Raw genomic sequence first — 22,688 nt, forward strand, 5'->3', positions numbered from 1 at the left:
ATGATCTCCCTGTTCGGCGGGATGGAACCTGTGATTCTGGGGCGCGGCGAACCGACAACCGATCAGGACCGGGTCCACACCAGAGATGCTGACCTGTCCGGAAACTCCCTGCAGTTCGGCAGCGGCGAGCGCCATCACGCATCCTCCGCTGATACGGATGAAGATAGATAAAAAAAGTATCAGAGGAGCCCGAAGGACTTCAGGGTGACCTCTGGGTTCACTGCGCCGACGTGGTAGACCACGCCTTCGGTCAGCTCGTTGATGACGACCTCTGCCGGGGAGAAGAGCGACGTGTCGATCTTGTAGAAGTCGAATTCGGCCTCCTTGAAGATCTCATAGAACGGCTTGCCGTATCCCTTGGACTTGTTGGATGGAATCTTGTCCAGGTAATCCTTGATCTCGGGCGCCTTCATCGTCAGCATGATCCTGCCGTGGTAGATGGTCGCGTCGTTGGTGCAGCCCATCGCCCGGGTCGCGTCCTTCTTCACCGGTGGAATCGGTGCGGTCCCGATCGCCGAGATGATCTTGGTGGTGTCGAAGCCGAGCTCGTTCAGCTTGTAGATGGCCGTCTCGACACAGCGGCCTGATACCTGGATCGAACCGACCGGCGATGCCGTCGGTGCGACGACCGCGCAGACATTGCCGACGTCCACGTGGCACTCTGCTGCGATCTTCTCCATCACCTCGCCGTTGGGCAGGTGGTCGCTCTCAAGGGCGATCACGGCCGAGTCGAAGTCGTCCTCGTACCCGATCACCTCAAAGGTGTGCTTCGGCTTGAGGGCGAGGGCCCGTGCCGGTCCGCTTCCCATCGCAAAGTAGTTGCCCACCTTGACCGTCCAGCCGGCCTTCTGTGCCCCGAGGCATGAGATCGAGGGGAAATCGGTGTTCACGTCGATGAACGGCATCGGGATGCCGCTGATATCTCCCATCCGGAAGTTGATCTCGCCGAGACCGCCCATACAGATCTCGGTGAAGGCACGCCCTGCGGAATATCCTCCGCGTGTGCTTACACCACAGTCGACAATACGTGCGCCGTTGCCAAGTTCATGGTAGGCGGCATTAAATTCCTCTGCAAATTCCGCTAAATTCTCAAATATCTCTAATGCAAGTTCATTCACGCTGAGCACAGGTAAACCCCCTTATGCCAATAAGGACGGTTGCAGAATAGATAAGATTTTTCAAACCGATCTCCAGGATCGGTCACTTCAGGGCGTCGAGCACCTGGGCGGGGTCATACCTGAGCGTCAGCAGGCGCGAACGCCCACGACCTCCCCGGTACCTGATATCGATCAGATGCATCGCCTCGAACTTGTTGATCATCTCGTAGATTCGGGTGTATCCGTAGGGCAGGTGATCCCCGACCGAGCGGGAGAACTCCCCTATTGAGATCTCACCCTCCTGCAGGGACTGCTCTGCGAGCAGCCGGAGGAGCACCTTCTCCTCCTCTTTGAAGGTCCGGATCGTGGCGAGCAGGTGGAGGGACGTGGAGACCTCGTAGGCCTTGCAGACGTCGGCCTCCTCGATCACGCGCCGCGCAGCGGACTCTGCGTTCAGCCCGGCCCGCTTCAAGAGGTCTATCCCGACCCGGAGGTCGCCGGCATTCATCGTTCTGTCGACGACGAGGTCCAGCACCGCTTCAGGGAGTACGTTCGGGTAGAAACCCTGCCCTGCCCGCTCGGAGAGGATCTGTTTAGCCTCCACGCAGGTATAGGGTGGAAAGTAGATCTCGTTCGGCCGGAAGACCGACTGGACCCGCTGGTCGATCCTGCTCATAAGGTCCACCGTGAGGTCGCTGATGATCGTGATCACCCCGATCCTGGTATCTGGATAGACCTCGTGGGACCGGAGGAGCGTGTAGAGTACCCTGTTGATCTCGTTCTCATACAGCAGATAGTTCGCATCATCGAGGGCGACCACCAGCACTGTTCCATCCCGTTCCAGGATCTTTCCGATAGAATCGAAGACTCTCTTGGCTGAGAGGCCGGTGGAGCGCGGGAGGTGGCCTGAAAGCCGGTAATAGATCTGGGAGAAGATCCCGAACTGGGTGTTGTCGATCTGGCAGTTCACATAGACCGGGACCAGTTTTCTGGTGCTCTCCTCGATCTCAGCGAAGACCTTCTTGATGCTGGTCGTCTTCCCGGTGCCCGGGACCCCTTTGACGAGCGTATTCAGCGGCCGCGAGCCGGTCATCCCAGGTCTGAGCTGGTAGACGAGCTCGCGCATCTGCTCCTCGCGAAAGTGGATCTCGTCGGGGACGAAGTCGATCTCAAAGACCTCAGGGTCCTTAAAGAGCGTCTCGTCCCACATCAACGGCTTGATAGTCATACCCCTCTCTTCGGTGCTGCACACCCCATCTTATGCCTTCTTCATACAGGTCTTGCAGAGCGTCCTGCTCATGAAGAGCTGCGACATCTTCTGCTCGGAGGAGCTGACCGCGCAGCCGCAGATCTCGCAGCTGGCCCCGGACGGTGCCGCCTGTGGCGGAGCCGCGGGCGCCGCAACCGGTGCCGCAACAGGCGCCGGCGTTGGGGGAGCCTGGGGTGGGGCCGGAGTAACCGGTGCGGGTTCCGGCTGGATCACAGGTTCCGGTTGTTTCTCCTGTTTCTTCGGTTTTTCTGATTTCTGCGATGGGACGGCCTTTGTTTCGGTTCTTTCGCTCGTTGGTGCCGCCGGCTCTTCGGCCGGAACCGGGGCCGCCTCTGCGGGCGGCGTCAGGGGCTGCTGTGATGGGGCGGGGGTCTCCATATCAGGCCACTCCGGCTCCGGTCGAGGATGGGTCGTGGCCGGCCCTGGTGCAGAGCCCGTGCCGTCGCCCGAGGAGAGAACCCTGGCCCGGTACTTCTCGATAAGCGCAATGGTGGCAGGGTTTCCTCTTCCAAAGGTGGTGAGCGTCTGGTCGAGAAATCCCACCAGTTCCTGCACCTCCTGCTGGCTGGTCACCTCGCCGGTCACCTCGAGGCGCAGGTTCTCGTAATTCTCCAGATTGACCGTTATCCCGATCGTGAGGCTCTTCTTCCCTGGCATAGTATCAATAATGATAGGATTCTTATTTATCTCTGACTATGGGGATGAAACCCCATAATCCTGACCAGAACCGGGCAGATGATGAGAGTTACCCCCTCTGATTCTGGTGATGAGGCTGGGGTCTGATGCCGTTCTGATCAGGAGAAGAGTTCCGTCAGGAACAGATCCCCCCGGATCATCCCGAGCGACCCGTTCGCCGCCGCTTCTTCTGAGAATACTTCTGTCTTATCCTTTCCCTTTCCGAGCACTGCGCAGGGGACCGGCCCAGCCGTATGCGTCTTCAGCCGGATCGGGGTGGCATGGTCAGGCAGCACGGCGATCACGCCGTTGAATTCGGCCATGATGGTGCCGATCATCTGGTCGACCCTCTCGATCGCCTTCACCTTCTCAGAGACCGAACCGAGATGCCCTGCTTCGTCAGGGGCCTCGACATGCAGGTACAGAAAGTCGAGATCCTTGAGGGCCTCGATCGCGTACCGGGCCTTGGCCTGGTAGTCGGTGTCCAGGTACCCGGTCGCCCCGGGGACCGTGATCACCTTCATGCCGGCATACCGGGCGATCCCGTTCAGCAGGTCGACCGCCGAGATCATCCCGCCCCGCTTCCCGTACTTCTCCTGGAATGGGGTCAGGGCAGGTCGCTTTCCACCGCTCCAGGGCCAGATCATCGTCGCAGCCGGCAATCCCCTGGCCAGGCGGTCCCGGTTCACCGGATGATCGGCGAAGACCTCGATGCTCTTCTCGATGCAGGCCTTCAGCAGTGATGCGTCCCCTCCGTGCGGGAGGTACTGCTCGATCTCCTCGCCGACGATGTCATGGGGAGCCGTGCCTTCTGCCCCCTTCCCCTCGTCGACGACCAGCAGGTTCCGGTAACTGACCCCTGAGACAAGTCTCACCCCTGGCACCTGCTCCTGCAGCGACCGGAAGAGCGCCGCCCCCTCAGCGGAGGTGATATGCCCTGCGCTGAAGTCCTGCATCACGCCGTCTTTGATGGTGACCAGGTTGCACCGGTAGGCGATCTGGTCGTCGGTCAGGTCGACCCCCATGTTCACGGCCTCAAGCGGGCCGCGGCCGGTGTAGAACCTGGCCGGGTGGTACCCGAGGATCGAGAGGTTGGCAACATCGCTGCCTGGCTCAAAACCGTCCGGGACCGTCTGCACCTGCCCGGACCTCCCCTCGCGTGCGATCCGGTCCATGTTCGGGGTGTTCGCATAGGCGAGCGGAGTCCTGTTCCCCAGCTCCGGGATCGGTTCGTCGGCCATTCCGTCTCCGAGGACGAGCAGGTACTTCACGCCTGGTCCTCCAGCATCGCCTGCATCGCGACCTCCATACTCTCCCGTGAGTTGATCGTCGGCGTCCAGCCGAGCGCCTTCAGCCGGTCGACGGCGAGCTGCATCTTCGGGACATCTCCAACCCATCCCCGTTTGCCCCCGGTGTAGTGGTAGGCGACTCCGGTGAGTCCCATCGCTCCAACGACCAGGTCGGCGATCCCGGTCACATCGATCCAGTCCTCTGATCCGATGTTGTAGGTGTTGACCGTCTGGTCTGCGTGAGCGAGGACGTACAGGATCGCATCCACACAGGCGTGCACCTCGATGTACGACTTGGTCTGGGTCCCGTCCCCGAGGATCTCGAGCTCTGTCGGGTTCTGCTTCAGCTTGTGCATGAAGTCCCAGAGGATCCCGTGGTTGGAGCGGGCACCGATGACGTTCGCAAACCGGAAGACCCAGGCCTTCATCTGAAACGAGTGGCAGTAGGCCGAGATGATCGCTTCCGAGGCGAGCTTTCCGGCCCCATAGACCGAGATCGGCTCCATTGGGGTGTACGACTCCTGGGTCGGGATCACGGTCGCCTCGCCGTAGACCGTCGAGGTGGAGGTGAAGATCAGGTTGCTGACATGCTGCTCCCGCATCGCCTCGAGGACCCGCTCGGTCATCACGACACTGCACCGGAACATCGCGTCAGGCGAGGCTGCGCCGCCCCGGACATCGGGGTCTGCGGCGATATGGAAGACCCGGTCGGCCCCGGCGATCGCCTGCTGCCATCCGTCCGTGAGCAGGTCGGCTGCCAGGAACTCGACCCGTCCGGACCGCTCTGCTGCGGCCAGGTTTGCCCGGTCTCCTGTACTCAGATCATCGATCACCAGCACGCGGTCGCCCTGCGCTACCAGTGTATCCACAATATGGGACCCGATAAAGCCTGCCCCACCTGTCACCACACTGAACATCATAGGATATTATGTTTCCACCTCTATAGGAGTACTGCTATGTTCATTGGGATTGACCATGGGACGACGGCGATGCGGTTTGCCGGCGACGGCGCATCGTTCAAGATCTCCCGTGAAGAGGCGCGCACATTCGATCTCTCCGCACTGGAGAGACTCTGCCCACTCGATGAGATTGAAGGGATCGCCGTCTGCTATTCGATGGGCGACGGGATCAGCGCGATCACCCCTATCGGGAAGGTGAGCGACCGGGGTGTCGTCAGCAGGGAAGGGGCCGGCGAGCATATCGGCGGCGGGACCCGGGTCTATGATGCGATCCGGGAGAGCGGTCTTCCGGCCCTGGTGATCCCCGGGCTGCACCGGAACTCTCCGACCGATCCGCGGTTCAAGGCCTATTCACACCAGACCAGCCCGGAGAAGATCGGGATCGCATACCTGGCCTTTCTCGACCAGGGGCCGGACCTGGTGGTCTCTGACATCTCGTCCAACACGGTGACCCTGCTGGTCACCGGGGGTACGATCATCGGCGCCTTCGACGCCTGCATCTTCGCCCCCGGCACCCGGCACGGTGCGCTGGACGTCGACGCGATCCGCCGTATCGACAACGGCGAGTCGACTGCCAACGAGGCGTTCCTCTCTGCCGGCGTCGGATGCACGATGCCCGAGGAACAGCAGGTCAGGACTGTCGCAATGTTTGCCGCGATGGAGTGTGCCGCCATGCTGCTGCTCAATCGGTCTGCGAAGGTTGTGCTCGCGGGCTCCCTGGCTCCGAAGGTGGCCCCGGAGGTCGCCGAACTGCTGCAGAAACAGCCGGTTGTCTATGATGAATGGGCCGCTGCCGAGGGTCTCGCCATGATTGCACGCGATGTTTTTCAGGGGAAGAAGGAGATTCTCGGGCTTGCGGTCGATCTGTAGATTTATATTGATTTATCATGTAAGATTATGGGAGGATCTATGCAAGAGCTTCGTATTCATGGGAGAGGCGGGCAGGGCTCGGTCACTGCCGCTGAACTCATTGCGGTCGCCGCATTTGAGGGGGGGATGTACGCCCAGGCATTTCCTGCGTTCGGGGTGGAACGGCGCGGTGCACCGGTTCAGGCCTTTGTCCGTTTCAGTGACAGCATCATTCGGCTGCGGAGCCAGGTCTATGAACCTGACTTTGTGATCGTTCAGGACAGCACGCTGATCAAGGACGTCGATGTCTTCAAAGGGCTCAAGAAGGGCGGCATTGCGATCATCAACACCGAGAAGGCGCAGCAGTTCGATGTCCCGGAAGGGGTCAAACTGATCACGATCGACGCCACCTCGATCGCGCTGGAGGTGCTCGGGTTGCCGATCACCAACACCGCGCTGATGGGAGCGTTCGCCGCGGCCACCGGGATCATCGCGTTTGAGACCCTGACCAAGGCCCTGAACGGCCGCTTCAAGGGGCCGCTCGCAGAGAAGAACATTGAAACCGCTCGTCGCGCATACGAGCAGGTCCGGGGTGAGCTGTAATGGGGCTTAATGTCGGATGTGTAGCACCCCCCGGGGCTGCGAGAGATAACAAGACCGGTTCATGGCGGGTCTTCTCGCCACGGTTCAAGCATGAGAAGTGCACGAAATGCGGGCTCTGCCAGTTGATCTGCCCTGAAGGGTGCATCAAGCAGGAAGGGGACAAATTTGTCCCGGACTACGAGTTCTGCAAAGGCTGCGGGCTCTGCGCAGAGGAGTGCCCGGTCAATGATATCGAGATGGTGCAGGAGGAGAAGTAGATGTTAGAGATTTTGGAAGGGTCGATTGCTGTTGCAGAGGCGGTCAAGCAGTGCAGACCGCAGGTGATCGCCGCCTATCCGATCACCCCGCAGACACATATCGTCGAGGCGCTGGCAGATATCGTCGCGAACGGAGAACTCGACTGCGAATACATCACGGTTGAGAGCGAGTTCTCGGCCCTCTCGGCCTGCCTCGGTGCAAGCGCGGCCGGCTCCCGGGCCTACTCTGCGACCACCTCGCAGGGGCTGGCCCTGATGTTCGAGGTCTGCTTCAATGTGGCCGGCCTCCGCCTCCCGATCGTGATGACGATCGCGAACCGTGCGCTCGGCGCACCGCTCTCGATCTGGAACGATCAGCAGGACTCGATCTCCCTGCGCGACTCCGGCTGGCTCCAGTTCTATGCAGAGGACAACCAGGAAGCGACGGATCTCCATTATATTGCGTACCGTGTCGCCGAGCACCATGATGTGCTCCTCCCGGCGTTCGTCTGCTTTGACGGATTCATCCTCTCCCATACCTACGAGCCGGTCGATGTGCTCTCCCAGGAGGACGCCGACCGGTTCATGAAGCCCTTCGATCCGCTGTACCGGCTCGACGCTGCCGCCCCGGTCAGTATGGGGATGTACGCGACGCCTGAATACTATCTTGAGTTCAGGTACGAGCATGACAGGGCCCTGCATGGGGCGAAGAAAGTGATCGCAGAGGTCGGGCGCGAGTTCGGCGAGCTCTTCGGCAGGGACTACAGTGCCCTGGTCGAAGGGTACCGGCTCGAGGACGCCGAGGTGGCGCTGGTTGCGATGGGTTCGCTTTGCGGGACCACCAAGGACGCGATCGACGAGATGCGGGCAGCCGGCAAGAAGGTCGGGCTGTTGAAGATCCGCACGTTCCGACCGTTCCCGAGCGAGGACGTCGCAGCAGCGCTGAAGCATGTCCAGACCGTCGCGGTTCTCGACAAGAACATCTCGCTCGGGGCCAAGGGTGCGGTCGCACTCGAGGTGAAGGACGCGCTCTACAACTCGGGGGTCAGGGTCTTTGACTACATCCTCGGGCTTGGTGGACGGGATGTTCGCAAGAAGGACATCGCTGCAATCGTCGAACTTGCCGAATCCGGAAAAGGGGACATGTTCTATGGTCTCCGGACGGAGGTGCTCTGAAATGGTGGACAAGACCTGTGAACTCTTTGACTGCGGCCATCGGGCCTGCGGTGGATGCGGGGCTGCGCTTGCAGGACGCCTGCTGATGAAAGGGGCCGGAGAGAATACGATCGTCGTCGCATCGACCGGGTGTATGGAGGTCTTCTCGACCCCGTACCCGGAGACGGCCTGGAAGGTTCCGTGGATCCATTCGCTCTTTGAGAACGCCTCTGCGGTCGCATCCGGGATCGAGGCCTCGCTGAAGCGGCAGGGGCGGACCGAGAAGGTCGTGGTCGTCGCCGGTGACGGTGCGACCCTCGATATCGGGGTGCTCTGCATCAGCGGCGCCTTTGAGCGCGGTCACGACTTCACCTACATCTGCTACGACAACGAGGCATACATGAACACCGGGATCCAGCGGTCGGGGGCGACTCCGTTCGATGCCTCGACCACGACCTCCCCGGCCGGCAAGTGCTCGTTCGGGAACATCTCGTCCAACACGGTGACCCTGCTGGTCACCGGGGGTACGATCATCGGCGCCTTCGACGCCTGCATCTTCGCCCCCGGCACCCGGCACGGTGCGCTGGACGTCGACGCGATCCGCCGTATCGACAACGGCGAGTCGACTGCCAACGAGGCGTTCCTCTCTGCCGGCGTCGGATGCACGATGCCCGAGGAACAGCAGGTCAGGACTGTCGCAATGTTTGCCGCGATGGAGTGTGCCGCCATGCTGCTGCTCAATCGGTCTGCGAAGGTTGTGCTCGCGGGCTCCCTGGCTCCGAAGGTGGCCCCGGAGGTCGCCGAACTGCTGCAGAAACAGCCGGTTGTCTATGATGAATGGGCCGCTGCCGAGGGTCTCGCCATGATTGCACGCGATGTTTTTCAGGGGAAGAAGGAGATTCTCGGGCTTGCGGTCGATCTGTAGATTTATATTGATTTATCATGTAAGATTATGGGAGGATCTATGCAAGAGCTTCGTATTCATGGGAGAGGCGGGCAGGGCTCGGTCACTGCCGCTGAACTCATTGCGGTCGCCGCATTTGAGGGGGGGATGTACGCCCAGGCATTTCCTGCGTTCGGGGTGGAACGGCGCGGTGCACCGGTTCAGGCCTTTGTCCGTTTCAGTGACAGCATCATTCGGCTGCGGAGCCAGGTCTATGAACCTGACTTTGTGATCGTTCAGGACAGCACGCTGATCAAGGACGTCGATGTCTTCAAAGGGCTCAAGAAGGGCGGCATTGCGATCATCAACACCGAGAAGGCGCAGCAGTTCGATGTCCCGGAAGGGGTCAAACTGATCACGATCGACGCCACCTCGATCGCGCTGGAGGTGCTCGGGTTGCCGATCACCAACACCGCGCTGATGGGAGCGTTCGCCGCGGCCACCGGGATCATCGCGTTTGAGACCCTGACCAAGGCCCTGAACGGCCGCTTCAAGGGGCCGCTCGCAGAGAAGAACATTGAAACCGCTCGTCGCGCATACGAGCAGGTCCGGGGTGAGCTGTAATGGGGCTTAATGTCGGATGTGTAGCACCCCCCGGGGCTGCGAGAGATAACAAGACCGGTTCATGGCGGGTCTTCTCGCCACGGTTCAAGCATGAGAAGTGCACGAAATGCGGGCTCTGCCAGTTGATCTGCCCTGAAGGGTGCATCAAGCAGGAAGGGGACAAATTTGTCCCGGACTACGAGTTCTGCAAAGGCTGCGGGCTCTGCGCAGAGGAGTGCCCGGTCAATGATATCGAGATGGTGCAGGAGGAGAAGTAGATGTTAGAGATTTTGGAAGGGTCGATTGCTGTTGCAGAGGCGGTCAAGCAGTGCAGACCGCAGGTGATCGCCGCCTATCCGATCACCCCGCAGACACATATCGTCGAGGCGCTGGCAGATATCGTCGCGAACGGAGAACTCGACTGCGAATACATCACGGTTGAGAGCGAGTTCTCGGCCCTCTCGGCCTGCCTCGGTGCAAGCGCGGCCGGCTCCCGGGCCTACTCTGCGACCACCTCGCAGGGGCTGGCCCTGATGTTCGAGGTCTGCTTCAATGTGGCCGGCCTCCGCCTCCCGATCGTGATGACGATCGCGAACCGTGCGCTCGGCGCACCGCTCTCGATCTGGAACGATCAGCAGGACTCGATCTCCCTGCGCGACTCCGGCTGGCTCCAGTTCTATGCAGAGGACAACCAGGAAGCGACGGATCTCCATTATATTGCGTACCGTGTCGCCGAGCACCATGATGTGCTCCTCCCGGCGTTCGTCTGCTTTGACGGATTCATCCTCTCCCATACCTACGAGCCGGTCGATGTGCTCTCCCAGGAGGACGCCGACCGGTTCATGAAGCCCTTCGATCCGCTGTACCGGCTCGACGCTGCCGCCCCGGTCAGTATGGGGATGTACGCGACGCCTGAATACTATCTTGAGTTCAGGTACGAGCATGACAGGGCCCTGCATGGGGCGAAGAAAGTGATCGCAGAGGTCGGGCGCGAGTTCGGCGAGCTCTTCGGCAGGGACTACAGTGCCCTGGTCGAAGGGTACCGGCTCGAGGACGCCGAGGTGGCGCTGGTTGCGATGGGTTCGCTTTGCGGGACCACCAAGGACGCGATCGACGAGATGCGGGCAGCCGGCAAGAAGGTCGGGCTGTTGAAGATCCGCACGTTCCGACCGTTCCCGAGCGAGGACGTCGCAGCAGCGCTGAAGCATGTCCAGACCGTCGCGGTTCTCGACAAGAACATCTCGCTCGGGGCCAAGGGTGCGGTCGCACTCGAGGTGAAGGACGCGCTCTACAACTCGGGGGTCAGGGTCTTTGACTACATCCTCGGGCTTGGTGGACGGGATGTTCGCAAGAAGGACATCGCTGCAATCGTCGAACTTGCCGAATCCGGAAAAGGGGACATGTTCTATGGTCTCCGGACGGAGGTGCTCTGAAATGGTGGACAAGACCTGTGAACTCTTTGACTGCGGCCATCGGGCCTGCGGTGGATGCGGGGCTGCGCTTGCAGGACGCCTGCTGATGAAAGGGGCCGGAGAGAATACGATCGTCGTCGCATCGACCGGGTGTATGGAGGTCTTCTCGACCCCGTACCCGGAGACGGCCTGGAAGGTTCCGTGGATCCATTCGCTCTTTGAGAACGCCTCTGCGGTCGCATCCGGGATCGAGGCCTCGCTGAAGCGGCAGGGGCGGACCGAGAAGGTCGTGGTCGTCGCCGGTGACGGTGCGACCCTCGATATCGGGGTGCTCTGCATCAGCGGCGCCTTTGAGCGCGGTCACGACTTCACCTACATCTGCTACGACAACGAGGCATACATGAACACCGGGATCCAGCGGTCGGGGGCGACTCCGTTCGATGCCTCGACCACGACCTCCCCGGCCGGCAAGTGCTCGTTCGGGAACATCTCGTCCAACACGGTGACCCTGCTGGTCACCGGGGGTACGATCATCGGCGCCTTCGACGCCTGCATCTTCGCCCCCGGCACCCGGCACGGTGCGCTGGACGTCGACGCGATCCGCCGTATCGACAACGGCGAGTCGACTGCCAACGAGGCGTTCCTCTCTGCCGGCGTCGGATGCACGATGCCCGAGGAACAGCAGGTCAGGACTGTCGCAATGTTTGCCGCGATGGAGTGTGCCGCCATGCTGCTGCTCAATCGGTCTGCGAAGGTTGTGCTCGCGGGCTCCCTGGCTCCGAAGGTGGCCCCGGAGGTCGCCGAACTGCTGCAGAAACAGCCGGTTGTCTATGATGAATGGGCCGCTGCCGAGGGTCTCGCCATGATTGCACGCGATGTTTTTCAGGGGAAGAAGGAGATTCTCGGGCTTGCGGTCGATCTGTAGATTTATATTGATTTATCATGTAAGATTATGGGAGGATCTATGCAAGAGCTTCGTATTCATGGGAGAGGCGGGCAGGGCTCGGTCACTGCCGCTGAACTCATTGCGGTCGCCGCATTTGAGGGGGGGATGTACGCCCAGGCATTTCCTGCGTTCGGGGTGGAACGGCGCGGTGCACCGGTTCAGGCCTTTGTCCGTTTCAGTGACAGCATCATTCGGCTGCGGAGCCAGGTCTATGAACCTGACTTTGTGATCGTTCAGGACAGCACGCTGATCAAGGACGTCGATGTCTTCAAAGGGCTCAAGAAGGGCGGCATTGCGATCATCAACACCGAGAAGGCGCAGCAGTTCGATGTCCCGGAAGGGGTCAAACTGATCACGATCGACGCCACCTCGATCGCGCTGGAGGTGCTCGGGTTGCCGATCACCAACACCGCGCTGATGGGAGCGTTCGCCGCGGCCACCGGGATCATCGCGTTTGAGACCCTGACCAAGGCCCTGAACGGCCGCTTCAAGGGGCCGCTCGCAGAGAAGAACATTGAAACCGCTCGTCGCGCATACGAGCAGGTCCGGGGTGAGCTGTAATGGGGCTTAATGTCGGATGTGTAGCACCCCCCGGGGCTGCGAGAGATAACAAGACCGGTTCATGGCGGGTCTTCTCGCCACGGTTCAAGCATGAGAAGTGCACGAAATGCGGGCTCTGCCAGTTGATCTGCCCTGAAGGGTGCATCAAGCAGGAAGGGGACAAATTTGTCCCGGACTACGAGTTCTGCAAAGGCTGCGGGCTCTGCGCAGAGGAGTGCCCGGTCAATGATATCGAGATGGTGCAGGAGGAGAAGTAGATGTTAGAGATTTTGGAAGGGTCGATTGCTGTTGCAGAGGCGGTCAAGCAGTGCAGACCGCAGGTGATCGCCGCCTATCCGATCACCCCGCAGACACATATCGTCGAGGCGCTGGCAGATATCGTCGCGAACGGAGAACTCGACTGCGAATACATCACGGTTGAGAGCGAGTTCTCGGCCCTCTCGGCCTGCCTCGGTGCAAGCGCGGCCGGCTCCCGGGCCTACTCTGCGACCACCTCGCAGGGGCTGGCCCTGATGTTCGAGGTCTGCTTCAATGTGGCCGGCCTCCGCCTCCCGATCGTGATGACGATCGCGAACCGTGCGCTCGGCGCACCGCTCTCGATCTGGAACGATCAGCAGGACTCGATCTCCCTGCGCGACTCCGGCTGGCTCCAGTTCTATGCAGAGGACAACCAGGAAGCGACGGATCTCCATTATATTGCGTACCGTGTCGCCGAGCACCATGATGTGCTCCTCCCGGCGTTCGTCTGCTTTGACGGATTCATCCTCTCCCATACCTACGAGCCGGTCGATGTGCTCTCCCAGGAGGACGCCGACCGGTTCATGAAGCCCTTCGATCCGCTGTACCGGCTCGACGCTGCCGCCCCGGTCAGTATGGGGATGTACGCGACGCCTGAATACTATCTTGAGTTCAGGTACGAGCATGACAGGGCCCTGCATGGGGCGAAGAAAGTGATCGCAGAGGTCGGGCGCGAGTTCGGCGAGCTCTTCGGCAGGGACTACAGTGCCCTGGTCGAAGGGTACCGGCTCGAGGACGCCGAGGTGGCGCTGGTTGCGATGGGTTCGCTTTGCGGGACCACCAAGGACGCGATCGACGAGATGCGGGCAGCCGGCAAGAAGGTCGGGCTGTTGAAGATCCGCACGTTCCGACCGTTCCCGAGCGAGGACGTCGCAGCAGCGCTGAAGCATGTCCAGACCGTCGCGGTTCTCGACAAGAACATCTCGCTCGGGGCCAAGGGTGCGGTCGCACTCGAGGTGAAGGACGCGCTCTACAACTCGGGGGTCAGGGTCTTTGACTACATCCTCGGGCTTGGTGGACGGGATGTTCGCAAGAAGGACATCGCTGCAATCGTCGAACTTGCCGAATCCGGAAAAGGGGACATGTTCTATGGTCTCCGGACGGAGGTGCTCTGAAATGGTGGACAAGACCTGTGAACTCTTTGACTGCGGCCATCGGGCCTGCGGTGGATGCGGGGCTGCGCTTGCAGGACGCCTGCTGATGAAAGGGGCCGGAGAGAATACGATCGTCGTCGCATCGACCGGGTGTATGGAGGTCTTCTCGACCCCGTACCCGGAGACGGCCTGGAAGGTTCCGTGGATCCATTCGCTCTTTGAGAACGCCTCTGCGGTCGCATCCGGGATCGAGGCCTCGCTGAAGCGGCAGGGGCGGACCGAGAAGGTCGTGGTCGTCGCCGGTGACGGTGCGACCCTCGATATCGGGGTGCTCTGCATCAGCGGCGCCTTTGAGCGCGGTCACGACTTCACCTACATCTGCTACGACAACGAGGCATACATGAACACCGGGATCCAGCGGTCGGGGGCGACTCCGTTCGATGCCTCGACCACGACCTCCCCGGCCGGCAAGTGCTCGTTCGGGAACAACCGCCCGAAGAAGGACTTCCCGCGGATCCTTGCGGCGCACGGTTCCCCGTATGTCGCCACCGCCTCGATCGCCTACCCTGCGGACTTCATGCAGAAGGTCGAGAAGGCCATCGCGACCAAGGGGCCGACCTATATCCAGGTGCACGCGCCCTGCTGCACCGGCTGGGGCTTTGACGGTTCCAAGACCATTGCCATAGGAAAGCTCGCCATCGAGACCGGTCTCTGGGTGAACTACGAGATGGTCGACGGCGAGGTGACCAAGGTGAAGAAGGTGGTCCGAAAGCCGGTCGAGGAGTACCTGAAAGAGCAGAAGCGGTTCCGCCACCTCTTCAAGCCGGTTCGCCAGGAAGCGGAGATCGCCAAGATCCAGGCGATCGCCGATGCGAACGCCGCAAAGTTCGGCATCGATATCAAGCTCAAGAAGCAGGACGCCTGAAGGCGGCCGGCTTCTCATCCTCTATTTTTTCGCAGGTTTGATCTGCTCTGGATCTGCTATACCTATATTCTTCTGACCTGAATCTGTACAGGTGAGAGACGAGGATCTGGACTGGTGCCTGTTTGCGCTGCTTGAACAGGCCGGCGATCTGCCGGTCGCCACGCTGATCAGCAGGAGTGGCCTCGCTGCAGAGCAGGTCATTCCATCGATAGAACGGCTTACAAACCTCCATCTGGTCGAGCACGTGGACGGGGTCGTACACCTGATTCCGGTCGGCCGGATGCGGCTCGAGAACTTCTGCAGGTACAGCAACGACCTGCCGGTCACGATCGAGAACGGCGTGATCAGGGTGAAAGACGAGCGGCGGTGAGATGATGGGACGGATCGTAATTCTTCGGATCGGGCACCGGCCTGAACGCGATCAGCGCGTGACCACCCATGTCGGACTGACGGCGCGGGCGCTCGGTGCGCAGGGGATGTACCTGGCCGCCGATGATAAGGGCGTTGTTCAGTCGATCACCGACGTGGTGAGTCGGTGGGGGGGCTCCTTCTTCATCGAAGACAAGGTCTCCTGGAAGCGGTGTATCACTGACTGGAAGGCGGCCGGGGGAAAGGTCGTCCACCTGACCATGTACGGCATCAACCTCCCCGACGCGATCGGTGGGATCCGGGAGGCTGAGGGTGACCTGCTGGTAATCGTCGGTGCCGAGAAGGTTCCCGGCGAGATCTACGGGCTTGCTGACTTCAATGTGGCCGTGACCAACCAGCCCCATTCGGAGATCTCCAGCCTGGCCATCTTCCTCGACCAGTACGCTGAAGGGCGCGAACTGAATCTCGAATTCAAGGACGCTCATATCATCGTCCATCCCTGCACCCTTGGAAAGAGGACTGAGGAGCGGTGAAGGGAAGCGTCCTTGTCACAGGATTTGCGACACGCCATGTCGCACAGTCTGCGGCCGCGGCCGGGTACCGGGTCACCGCCGTCGACCACTTCTGCGACCAGGATCTGAGCTGGTACACGGACGAGCAGGTCCGGTTCGACGACCTCGAGGATCTCTCTGATGCGGTCGAGGGGATCTGTCAGCGGCGTCAGTTCGACTTTATGGTCGTCACCTCAGGGGCGGAGACCCTCGACTGTCCGGTCCCGTTGATGGGCACGCCGGCAGCGAATATCCGACCGTTCCTCGACAAGGGGATGATGCAGGAGTTCTTCGAAGGGCTGGGGATGCCGGTCCCGCCGCGGGCGGCACCGGGCACCTACCCGGTCTTCCTCAAGCCCCTGAGCGGAGCCGGGGGCTGGCGGAACGCGATTGTCGCAAGCGTCGAAGAGGAGCGGGCGTGGGAGGAGGACTATCCAGAAGCCCCGTACCTGGCCCAGGAGATCGTCGACGGGGTGCCGGCGAGCGTCTCCTGCATCAGCGATGGGTCGAGGGCGGTGGCGATTGCGGTGAACAGGCAGGTGCTGCGCGGCGGGGAGGCGGCGGCGTTCGGCTTCTCGGGATCGCTGACTCCGTTCGATTCCCCGGCGACTGCGGAGATGATCCGGGTTGCCGAGCAGGTGGTCGGCGCCAGCGGGTGCGTCGGGTCGGTCGGGGTCGACTTCATGGTCGGGGAGGAACTCCATCTGATCGAGATCAACCCGCGGTTCCAGGGGACCGTCGACACCGTTGAGGCGGCCACCGGGTGCAACCTCTTCAATCTCCATGTCGCCGGGTGCGAAGGGCATCTCCCTGTCCCCCCGTCCCGGGTGCCGGAACGGTACGCGACCCGCTCGATTCTGTTTGCAGAAGAGGAGCTGACCGTTCGAGGAGACCTCTCCGGTCTGGCCCCGATCGTCGCGGATATCCCCTGGCCGGGGACCGTGATCGAGGAAGGCGGTGCGATCGTCAGCGTGTACGGGCAGGGACCGAATGAGGCCCAGGCCCTCGCCTCGCTGGAAAACAATATTATCACCGTGCGTTCATATATGAGCCAATGGTAGCCACCGCTGAATTGCTGAACGATCCTGCGATCAGGTCATATCTGCTCCGCCTGATCAAAGAAGAGGGGATTGCACTCATTGAGAGATTTCCCGGCGAAGGTGAGCACAGCGACGAGGAGCTCGCCGAGGTCACCCATATCAACCTGAATACGGTTCGGCATACCCTCTATACGCTCTATGAGAAGCGTCTCGCAGAGTACCGGCGGATCAAGAACAATGAGACCGGCTGGCTGACCTACCTCTGGCAGCTCCGCCTCGACATGATCTATACCTCGATATTCGAGGATATGGAGTTGATCCAGGAGAAACTCCGCAAAAAGGAGCGGTACGAGGAGGAGAACGACTTCTTCCGGTGCACCCAGTGCGGGCTTCTGCTGACCTTCAACCTTGCGATGGACCATGACTTCACCTGCCCTGAGTGCGGGGGAACGATGGGCCACTTCGACAACGAGGTCCTGCTCGCGGCGCTGAAACGACGCAGGGTTGCGATCGGAGAGTCCCTCGGGCATGAGTGATGAGCGATCGGTATATCGGTCTGCTCCGGGCGGCAGGGTGCAGTCATTCGGTGATCCGGCATTGCTCGGTCGTCGCAGCCACTGCAGCGTCTCTCTCCGAAAAGAACCCTTTTTTTGATCACGATCTGGTGGAGGCCGGGTCGCTCCTTCATGACATCGGCCGTTCGGTCACCCACAGTATCGGGCATGCCCAGGCCGGCGCCGACCTCTGCAGGTCTCTCGGACTCGGCGAGGACCTGGCGCGTATCGTCGAATGTCACACCGGGGCCGGCCTGACGGCAGACGAATGCATCCAGCTCGGTCTCCTGCCGATCGACTGTATGCCCCAAACCCCTGAGAGCGCGCTTGTGGCCTGTGCAGACAACCTGGTCCGGGGCGATCAGGTGATCACCATAGAAGAGCGGCTGGGACAGGCGTACGCGCTGAGCAGGAAGGTCCGGATGAGGATGTTCCGGCAGCACCAGTACCTGCAGATGCTCAGATGATCAGGTGCCTGGTCTCGGGCAGGGCCCGCAGTTCCTCGATCGTTCCGGGCGGAAGTGTCCCTTCGATGATGATCACGAGCCTGGGCGCCTCGACAAAGTAGGGATCGGTCACAAAGATCTGGCGGATCGTCAGGTCATGGTCGGTCAGCACCTTCACTGCAGCGCCCACAATCCCCTTTCTGCTCGCATCGACAGGGATCACCGTGATCACGGTCAGGCCCAGGCATCCGGCCACCTTGGAGAGGTCTGGCGTGGCCTGCATGGAGAGGAAGATCTGACCAAGGGTCGGGTGTGCAAGGATCCGGTGGACGGTGGCGTCGACAACCCGCCGATCTGAGGAGGTGGCTGCCGCAATCTGGGTGGCAGGGATCGGGATCCCATTGCAGACCACCTTCCCCGATTCGTTGACTCCAAACCCGTTCTCAAGCATGAACTTCACGATCCTGGCCTGGGATGGTGAATCTGAGAACTCTTCCATGATCTCTGCCCACATGAGTACAGATTACTCATGGCCGCTATAAAAACACCGTGCCCCGGCGCTTCGGACCGTTCTGCTCCAAAAGATCCGTGGATGGGTGCCTGAGATCGGGAATTGATGGAAAACCTATTTTAGCAAGTACATCCTTTTTGTTATAGCACAAAGGCGCGAGGGTTGCCGAGCTAGGTCAAAGGCGCTAGGTTGAGGGCCTAGTCACGAAGGTGTTCGGGCGTTCGAATCGCCTCCCTCGCATTGTTCGTTTTTCATTCATCGCTAAATTTGGAGCGAAGGGCGTCGTTCTGATCCATTCTGCGCTTCTCCGATCGGGCTGTTTTGATGTGACCTGTGGTAAGGACCGGACGCTCCGGTATCAGGTGCTGGGCTGTATAACTCGCAGATGTCCACATCTCAAAGAATCGAATTCGCGGCGTCTTCATCACCCTCCTGGATCAAAGAATAAGCAATCGATCAGAGCATCATCGATAGAAGGAATATTTCGCAAAGTACCTAGGAAATTTTGGGGGTACAATCTCCTTCTGGCACTGACTGCGGACAGGTAAGACCCGGATAGAGCAGGGTGAATGTCATGGAGGGGTGATGCAACACCCGAAACATACCTTATACCTGATATACCTTATAAAAGCAATATAGATGGATGGAAGAGAAGAAATATGACTCACTCAAGATCGAGAATATCGTCGCATCAGGCGCGATCGCCGATTCAATAGATCTCGTCGAGGTCTCATCGAAGATACCGGGCTGTGAACTCAATACCAAGCGTTTCCCTGGAGCAGTGTTCAGGATCGAAAAACCAAAGATCGCCTCACTGATCTTTTCTTCGGGTAAGATTGTGCTGACCGGGGGTCGGAACAACCAGGCACTGGTCGATGGTCTGGACATCATCGTGGCCAAACTCAAAGAGGCAGGGGTGGATACCTATGATGTGCCGCGTGTTGCAGTCACGAACGTTGTCTGTTCATACAATCTTGAGAAGTACATCAACCTGAACCGGGTCGTGATCACCTTGAACTTGGAGAACATCGAGTACGAGCCTGAACAGTTCCCGGGTCTGGTCTACCGGATCCACGATCCGAAGATCGTGGCCCTGCTCTTCAGTTCAGGGAAGATCATCCTGACCGGCGGCACGAATCTCACGGACATCAAGCGCGGAGTCGACTTTTTGGAGCAGAAACTCGAATCGATTACGTGATCATCAGAACTGGTGAGTCTGAATATCGTGACGCTCTGCCATGGATAACCAGGATTATTGTCGAAGACCTGACTTCTGATACATGCCCGGTTTTCTCGATTCCGCTTCCCCCTTCGGGTGAACCGGAATTTGAGAGGAATCCCTCGGGATTCTCCGAGGTGGTCCGGTATGATCTGAGGTTCGAACCATACGGTCTGGATCAGGTGGAATTCTAGAGCCAGTTATTGGGAATGATCTGGTCTTGGCCGGCCTTTGATGAATTAAAAAAAGGAATTTAGAGTGGAACGTTGGTCAGGACGATCTCGATGCTGGAGACATTGGTCTTGCCGCTGTCGGTCTCGATCTCCTCGGTGGAGGTGATGATCTCCTTCTTCCGAACCCCTTCAAGGAATCGGTTCAGGGCGATCTCCCCGGTGTCGACGGCCCGCGATATTGCTTTTCCCCTGGCTTTGATGATGACCTCGGTGGCTCCATTGCTGAACTGCGTCACCACTGCCAGAACATAGTTCATCACTGGCTTGTTTCCCACGAATACTGTGTTGTCCTTGTTCATAACTCACCTTTCTAGAGATACTTCTTCGTCGCGATCAGTTCAGCGTTCAGCACCGAAGCGCCGGCTGCGCCGCGTATGGTGTTATGCCCGAGTGCAATGAAGCGGAGCCCCTCTCTGATCCTGCCGACCGAGACGGTCATGCCGTTGCCCCTGTTCCGGTCGAGCCGGGGCTGGGGCCGGTCCTGCTGCTCATGGAGCAGCACGGACTTCTGGGGCTGGGTCGGCAGGCCGCTGATCGGAGGGATATAGTCCCGGTACGCCTGCTTGACCGCCTCCACCGATGCATCGATGTCGGCCCAGACCGCCATGGTATGTCCGTCGATCACCGGGACGCGGTGGCAGCTGGCACTGACCGTGAAGGGTGCTGGGACCACCTCTGCCCCGTTGAAGGTTCCCATGATCTTCAATGTCTCGGATTCCATCTTCTCCTCCTCAGACCCGATGTACGGGACCACGTTGTCATAGATCGACATCGCGGCCACGCCCTGGAAACCTCCCCCGGAGATGGCCTGCATCGTGGCGACGCGAAGATCGCTGAATGTGAACGAGCGGAGCGGTGCGAGCGCCATCGTGAACATGATCGTCGAGCAGTTCGGATTCGTGACAATGAACCCGTCGGTCCCGTGATCATGCTGGAGATCGATCATCGCGAGGTGATCAGGGTTCACCTCGGGTATCACCAGCGGGACATCGTTGTCCATCCGGTGTGAACTCGCATTGCTGCAGACACCGACCCCTGCCTTCGCGATTGCCGACTCAAGGTCTGTTGCGAGGTCCGCAGGGATCGCAGAGAAGACCAGGTCGAGGTCGCGGCAGCTGGCTGGGGCGGCAGCTGACACTTCTATATCTCCGGCAGATTCCGGGAACGGTACATCAAGCCGCCAGTTCACCACATCTGCATATGGCTTGCCGGCACTCCGTTCTGATGCCATCAGTGTGGTCAGGTTGAACCAGGGATGATCCGCTAGGAGCTGCACAAAGCGCTGCCCTACTGCGCCTGTTGCCCCGAGCACTCCGACATTGATCATAGATAAATGTAATAATGGCTCTTTTAGTATTAAATGGTTTGATTTCTTTTGACATCTCTCGAATCCGGCGTCATCATGATTTAAAAATCAAATCAAACAGATATTTGGAGTTTTCTGACCCTCTGCGTGGAGATCTCTGCAGAAAGGATATTAATGCGTGATTAAAAACAGATATAGCAAGGTCATTCTTTACGAGAATGAGAGATGCTGCATTAACGGTACCTGGTCTGACGGTGCGGATTCGTCAGTGAACACCGGTCACCTGCTCTGCCAGATGCAGCAGCGGTTGATCAGTTCCCTATGGTACCTGCTGCAGATCGGACAAAGCCATGGATGTGATTTCATACCAGTAGGGTGTTTTAGACCCGGGTCGGAGAGGATATGAGGATATTGCGTGTTGCCAGTGATCTCTACCCTGTCACAGTGGGGGGGTATGGGATCCATGTGCATGAGATGTCAAAGATGCAGGCAACACTCGGCCATGATGTGACGGTCGTCACCTCCAATCCCAATGGCCTGCCAGAGGAGGAGTACGTCGATGGTTACCGGGTGCTCAGGTTCAACCATGCGATCAAGATGGTCGGGAACACGATCAGCCCGACGATGATGTTCCGACTCCTTGAGATGAGGAATGACTATGATATCATCCACGCCCATTCGCACCTGTTCTTTCCGACCAATGTCTGTGCCCTGGTGAAACGGTACGGTTCATCCCCGCTGGTGATCACCAATCATGGGATTCTGTCGGCCAGCGCCCCGCAGTGGTTGAACATCTCCTATATGTCGACGATCGGGAAGTGGACCCTGAACTCTGCCGACCGTGTGATCTGTTACACCGACATCGAACGGAGACGACTGATCGAGGAGTTCGGGATCGACAAGCCTGAAGTGGTCGTGATCCCGAACGGGGTCAACACCGAGGTCTTTCACCCGGACGACAGCAAGGTGGACGAACGCTACTTCACCCTGCTCTGGGTGGGCAGGATCGTCAAGGGGAAAGGGGTCGAGTTTCTGATCCATGCCGCACACCAGGTGCTCGGGAAGATCCCGAACCTGCGGATCGTATTGATCGGTGAAGGGCCGGAACGGGATGAGATCTGGAGGCTGGTCAACGAGTACCATTTGACCGAGGTCGTTACGATCCTGCCGTTCATGAGTTATGACGCGATCCCCCTGCTGTACCAGCGCTCCGACGTGCTGGTGCTGCCGAGCCTGCAGGAGGGGGTGCCCCGGACGATGCTGGAGGCGATGGCCTCGGGGAAACCGGTGATCATATCAGAGTTCGACCATCTGAAGGATCTCGCTGAAGGGGCTGCCCTGATGTTTCCCAAAGGCGACGTGAACGCCCTTGCAGAGCGGATCCTGCTGCTCGAACAGGACCGTGATCGTGCACACCGGATGGGAGCATGCGGCAGGGAGCGGATCTTAACGAAGAACTCCTGGAAGAACACGGTCCTCCGGACGATCACCCTGTACCAGGAACTGCTCTCTCAGGACCAGTCGCCGGTGGTGCGCCACTGACCGGTGTGACCATTTCAGGAATATTCCTGCACGATTTGGAGTAACGTCGATGATTCTGCAGTC

General features: G+C 59.8%; 28 protein-coding genes and 1 tRNA gene. 21 read left to right on the plus strand and 8 right to left on the minus strand.

Annotation, left to right across the window (positions count from 1 at the left end; genetic code table 11):
* Positions 1-179: 179 nt before the first annotated feature.
* The 5 genes from mch to ACFKSJ_RS12545 form a co-directional block, all read right to left on the minus strand.
* On the minus strand, positions 180-1,127 hold the full coding sequence (gene mch / locus ACFKSJ_RS12525) for a methenyltetrahydromethanopterin cyclohydrolase (RefSeq protein WP_440950131.1): 948 nt from the start codon (positions 1,125-1,127) through the stop codon (positions 180-182).
* 73 nt (positions 1,128-1,200) lie between these two features.
* Positions 1,201-2,325 carry an ORC1-type DNA replication protein gene (locus ACFKSJ_RS12530; RefSeq protein WP_440950132.1) on the minus strand — a complete coding sequence of 375 codons (1,125 nt, stop codon included), beginning with the start codon at positions 2,323-2,325 and terminating at the stop codon, positions 1,201-1,203.
* Between the two features lie 30 nt (positions 2,326-2,355).
* Positions 2,356-3,024 carry a hypothetical protein gene (locus ACFKSJ_RS12535; protein ID WP_440950133.1) on the minus strand — a complete coding sequence of 223 codons (669 nt, stop codon included), beginning with the start codon at positions 3,022-3,024 and terminating at the stop codon, positions 2,356-2,358.
* 137 nt (positions 3,025-3,161) lie between these two features.
* Positions 3,162-4,313 carry a cofactor-independent phosphoglycerate mutase gene (locus ACFKSJ_RS12540; protein WP_440950134.1) on the minus strand — a complete coding sequence of 384 codons (1,152 nt, stop codon included), beginning with the start codon at positions 4,311-4,313 and terminating at the stop codon, positions 3,162-3,164.
* Positions 4,310-5,251, minus strand: coding sequence for an NAD-dependent epimerase/dehydratase family protein (locus ACFKSJ_RS12545; protein ID WP_440950135.1), 942 nt, complete (start codon positions 5,249-5,251; stop codon positions 4,310-4,312). Before ACFKSJ_RS12545 ends, ACFKSJ_RS12540 begins: the two co-directional genes overlap by 4 nt.
* 36 nt (positions 5,252-5,287) lie before the next feature.
* Here ACFKSJ_RS12545 and ACFKSJ_RS12550 point away from each other — a divergent pair, with 36 nt between their 5' ends.
* From ACFKSJ_RS12550 to ACFKSJ_RS12635, 18 genes are all read left to right on the plus strand, one after another.
* Entirely contained in the window at positions 5,288-6,160 is an 873-nt protein-coding gene (locus tag ACFKSJ_RS12550) for a methanogenesis marker 12 protein (RefSeq protein ID WP_440950136.1), read from the plus strand.
* Between the two features lie 39 nt (positions 6,161-6,199).
* Positions 6,200-6,742, plus strand: a complete 543-nt coding sequence (locus ACFKSJ_RS12555) for a pyruvate ferredoxin oxidoreductase subunit gamma (RefSeq protein WP_440950137.1) — start codon at positions 6,200-6,202, stop codon at positions 6,740-6,742.
* Complete coding sequence (locus ACFKSJ_RS12560; protein WP_440950138.1) at positions 6,742-6,999, plus strand: 4Fe-4S binding protein; 258 nt, start codon at positions 6,742-6,744, stop codon at positions 6,997-6,999. The genes ACFKSJ_RS12555 and ACFKSJ_RS12560 overlap by 1 nt, the downstream gene beginning before the upstream one ends.
* Positions 7,000-8,154 (plus strand): transketolase C-terminal domain-containing protein, encoded by a 1,155-nt coding sequence (locus ACFKSJ_RS12565; protein ID WP_440950139.1) that lies wholly within the window; start codon positions 7,000-7,002, stop codon positions 8,152-8,154. It abuts the gene before it with no gap.
* Position 8,155: 1 nt separating this feature from the next.
* Entirely contained in the window at positions 8,156-9,058 is a 903-nt protein-coding gene (locus ACFKSJ_RS12570) for a thiamine pyrophosphate-dependent enzyme (RefSeq protein ID WP_440950140.1), read from the plus strand.
* 39 nt (positions 9,059-9,097) lie between these two features.
* Positions 9,098-9,640, plus strand: a complete 543-nt coding sequence (locus ACFKSJ_RS12575) for a pyruvate ferredoxin oxidoreductase subunit gamma (RefSeq protein WP_440950137.1) — start codon at positions 9,098-9,100, stop codon at positions 9,638-9,640.
* A complete protein-coding gene (locus ACFKSJ_RS12580; RefSeq protein ID WP_440950138.1) occupies positions 9,640-9,897 on the plus strand; it encodes a 4Fe-4S binding protein in 258 nt (85 codons plus the stop codon). The genes ACFKSJ_RS12575 and ACFKSJ_RS12580 overlap by 1 nt, the downstream gene beginning before the upstream one ends.
* Positions 9,898-11,052 (plus strand): transketolase C-terminal domain-containing protein, encoded by a 1,155-nt coding sequence (locus ACFKSJ_RS12585; protein ID WP_440950139.1) that lies wholly within the window; start codon positions 9,898-9,900, stop codon positions 11,050-11,052.
* A gap of 1 nt (position 11,053) precedes the next feature.
* Positions 11,054-11,956 (plus strand): thiamine pyrophosphate-dependent enzyme, encoded by a 903-nt coding sequence (locus tag ACFKSJ_RS12590; protein ID WP_440950140.1) that lies wholly within the window; start codon positions 11,054-11,056, stop codon positions 11,954-11,956.
* A 39-nt stretch (positions 11,957-11,995) separates the two neighbouring features.
* Positions 11,996-12,538 carry a pyruvate ferredoxin oxidoreductase subunit gamma gene (locus ACFKSJ_RS12595; protein ID WP_440950137.1) on the plus strand — a complete coding sequence of 181 codons (543 nt, stop codon included), beginning with the start codon at positions 11,996-11,998 and terminating at the stop codon, positions 12,536-12,538.
* A complete protein-coding gene (locus ACFKSJ_RS12600; RefSeq protein WP_440950138.1) occupies positions 12,538-12,795 on the plus strand; it encodes a 4Fe-4S binding protein in 258 nt (85 codons plus the stop codon). Before ACFKSJ_RS12595 ends, ACFKSJ_RS12600 begins: the two co-directional genes overlap by 1 nt.
* Positions 12,796-13,950 (plus strand): transketolase C-terminal domain-containing protein, encoded by a 1,155-nt coding sequence (locus ACFKSJ_RS12605; RefSeq protein ID WP_440950139.1) that lies wholly within the window; start codon positions 12,796-12,798, stop codon positions 13,948-13,950.
* 1 nt (position 13,951) lies between these two features.
* Positions 13,952-14,854, plus strand: a complete 903-nt coding sequence (locus tag ACFKSJ_RS12610; protein ID WP_440950141.1) for a thiamine pyrophosphate-dependent enzyme — start codon at positions 13,952-13,954, stop codon at positions 14,852-14,854.
* A gap of 91 nt (positions 14,855-14,945) precedes the next feature.
* Positions 14,946-15,224: a hypothetical protein gene (locus tag ACFKSJ_RS12615; protein WP_440950142.1), complete on the plus strand. Its 279-nt coding sequence runs from the start codon at positions 14,946-14,948 to the stop codon at positions 15,222-15,224.
* 4 nt (positions 15,225-15,228) lie between these two features.
* Positions 15,229-15,756: a tRNA (cytidine(56)-2'-O)-methyltransferase gene (locus ACFKSJ_RS12620; protein ID WP_440950143.1), complete on the plus strand. Its 528-nt coding sequence runs from the start codon at positions 15,229-15,231 to the stop codon at positions 15,754-15,756.
* On the plus strand, positions 15,753-16,835 hold the full coding sequence (locus tag ACFKSJ_RS12625; protein WP_440950144.1) for an ATP-grasp domain-containing protein: 1,083 nt from the start codon (positions 15,753-15,755) through the stop codon (positions 16,833-16,835). Before ACFKSJ_RS12620 ends, ACFKSJ_RS12625 begins: the two co-directional genes overlap by 4 nt.
* Entirely contained in the window at positions 16,829-17,350 is a 522-nt protein-coding gene (locus ACFKSJ_RS12630; protein ID WP_440950145.1) for a transcription factor, read from the plus strand. The genes ACFKSJ_RS12625 and ACFKSJ_RS12630 overlap by 7 nt, the downstream gene beginning before the upstream one ends.
* A complete protein-coding gene (locus tag ACFKSJ_RS12635; protein WP_440950146.1) occupies positions 17,350-17,835 on the plus strand; it encodes an HDIG domain-containing metalloprotein in 486 nt (161 codons plus the stop codon). The genes ACFKSJ_RS12630 and ACFKSJ_RS12635 overlap by 1 nt, the downstream gene beginning before the upstream one ends.
* Here the strand turns inward: ACFKSJ_RS12635 and ACFKSJ_RS12640 are convergent.
* Complete coding sequence (locus ACFKSJ_RS12640; protein ID WP_440950147.1) at positions 17,828-18,328, minus strand: regulator of amino acid metabolism, contains ACT domain protein; 501 nt, start codon at positions 18,326-18,328, stop codon at positions 17,828-17,830. The two genes, ACFKSJ_RS12635 and ACFKSJ_RS12640, sit on opposite strands and share 8 nt — an antisense overlap.
* A 152-nt stretch (positions 18,329-18,480) precedes the next feature.
* Between ACFKSJ_RS12640 and ACFKSJ_RS12645 the strand changes: the two genes are divergently transcribed.
* Positions 18,481-18,565, plus strand: a tRNA-Leu gene (locus ACFKSJ_RS12645).
* 403 nt (positions 18,566-18,968) lie between these two features.
* Positions 18,969-19,523: a TATA-box-binding protein gene (locus ACFKSJ_RS12650; protein ID WP_440950148.1), complete on the plus strand. Its 555-nt coding sequence runs from the start codon at positions 18,969-18,971 to the stop codon at positions 19,521-19,523.
* Positions 19,524-19,797: 274 nt separating this feature from the next.
* On the opposite strand, the gene albA is transcribed toward ACFKSJ_RS12650, so the two are convergent.
* Positions 19,798-20,076, minus strand: coding sequence for a DNA-binding protein Alba (gene albA, locus ACFKSJ_RS12655; RefSeq protein ID WP_012618622.1), 279 nt, complete (start codon positions 20,074-20,076; stop codon positions 19,798-19,800).
* An 11-nt stretch (positions 20,077-20,087) separates the two neighbouring features.
* Positions 20,088-21,104, minus strand: coding sequence for an aspartate-semialdehyde dehydrogenase (asd, locus tag ACFKSJ_RS12660; protein WP_440950149.1), 1,017 nt, complete (start codon positions 21,102-21,104; stop codon positions 20,088-20,090).
* A gap of 381 nt (positions 21,105-21,485) precedes the next feature.
* On the opposite strand from asd, the gene ACFKSJ_RS12665 reads away from it, so the two are divergent.
* Positions 21,486-22,625: a glycosyltransferase family 4 protein gene (locus ACFKSJ_RS12665; RefSeq protein ID WP_440950150.1), complete on the plus strand. Its 1,140-nt coding sequence runs from the start codon at positions 21,486-21,488 to the stop codon at positions 22,623-22,625.
* Positions 22,626-22,688: the final 63 nt, after the last annotated feature.

The organism is Methanosphaerula subterraneus (genome assembly GCF_052055875.1).
GTDB classification, from domain to species: Archaea; Halobacteriota; Methanomicrobia; order Methanomicrobiales; family Methanospirillaceae; genus Methanosphaerula; species Methanosphaerula subterraneus.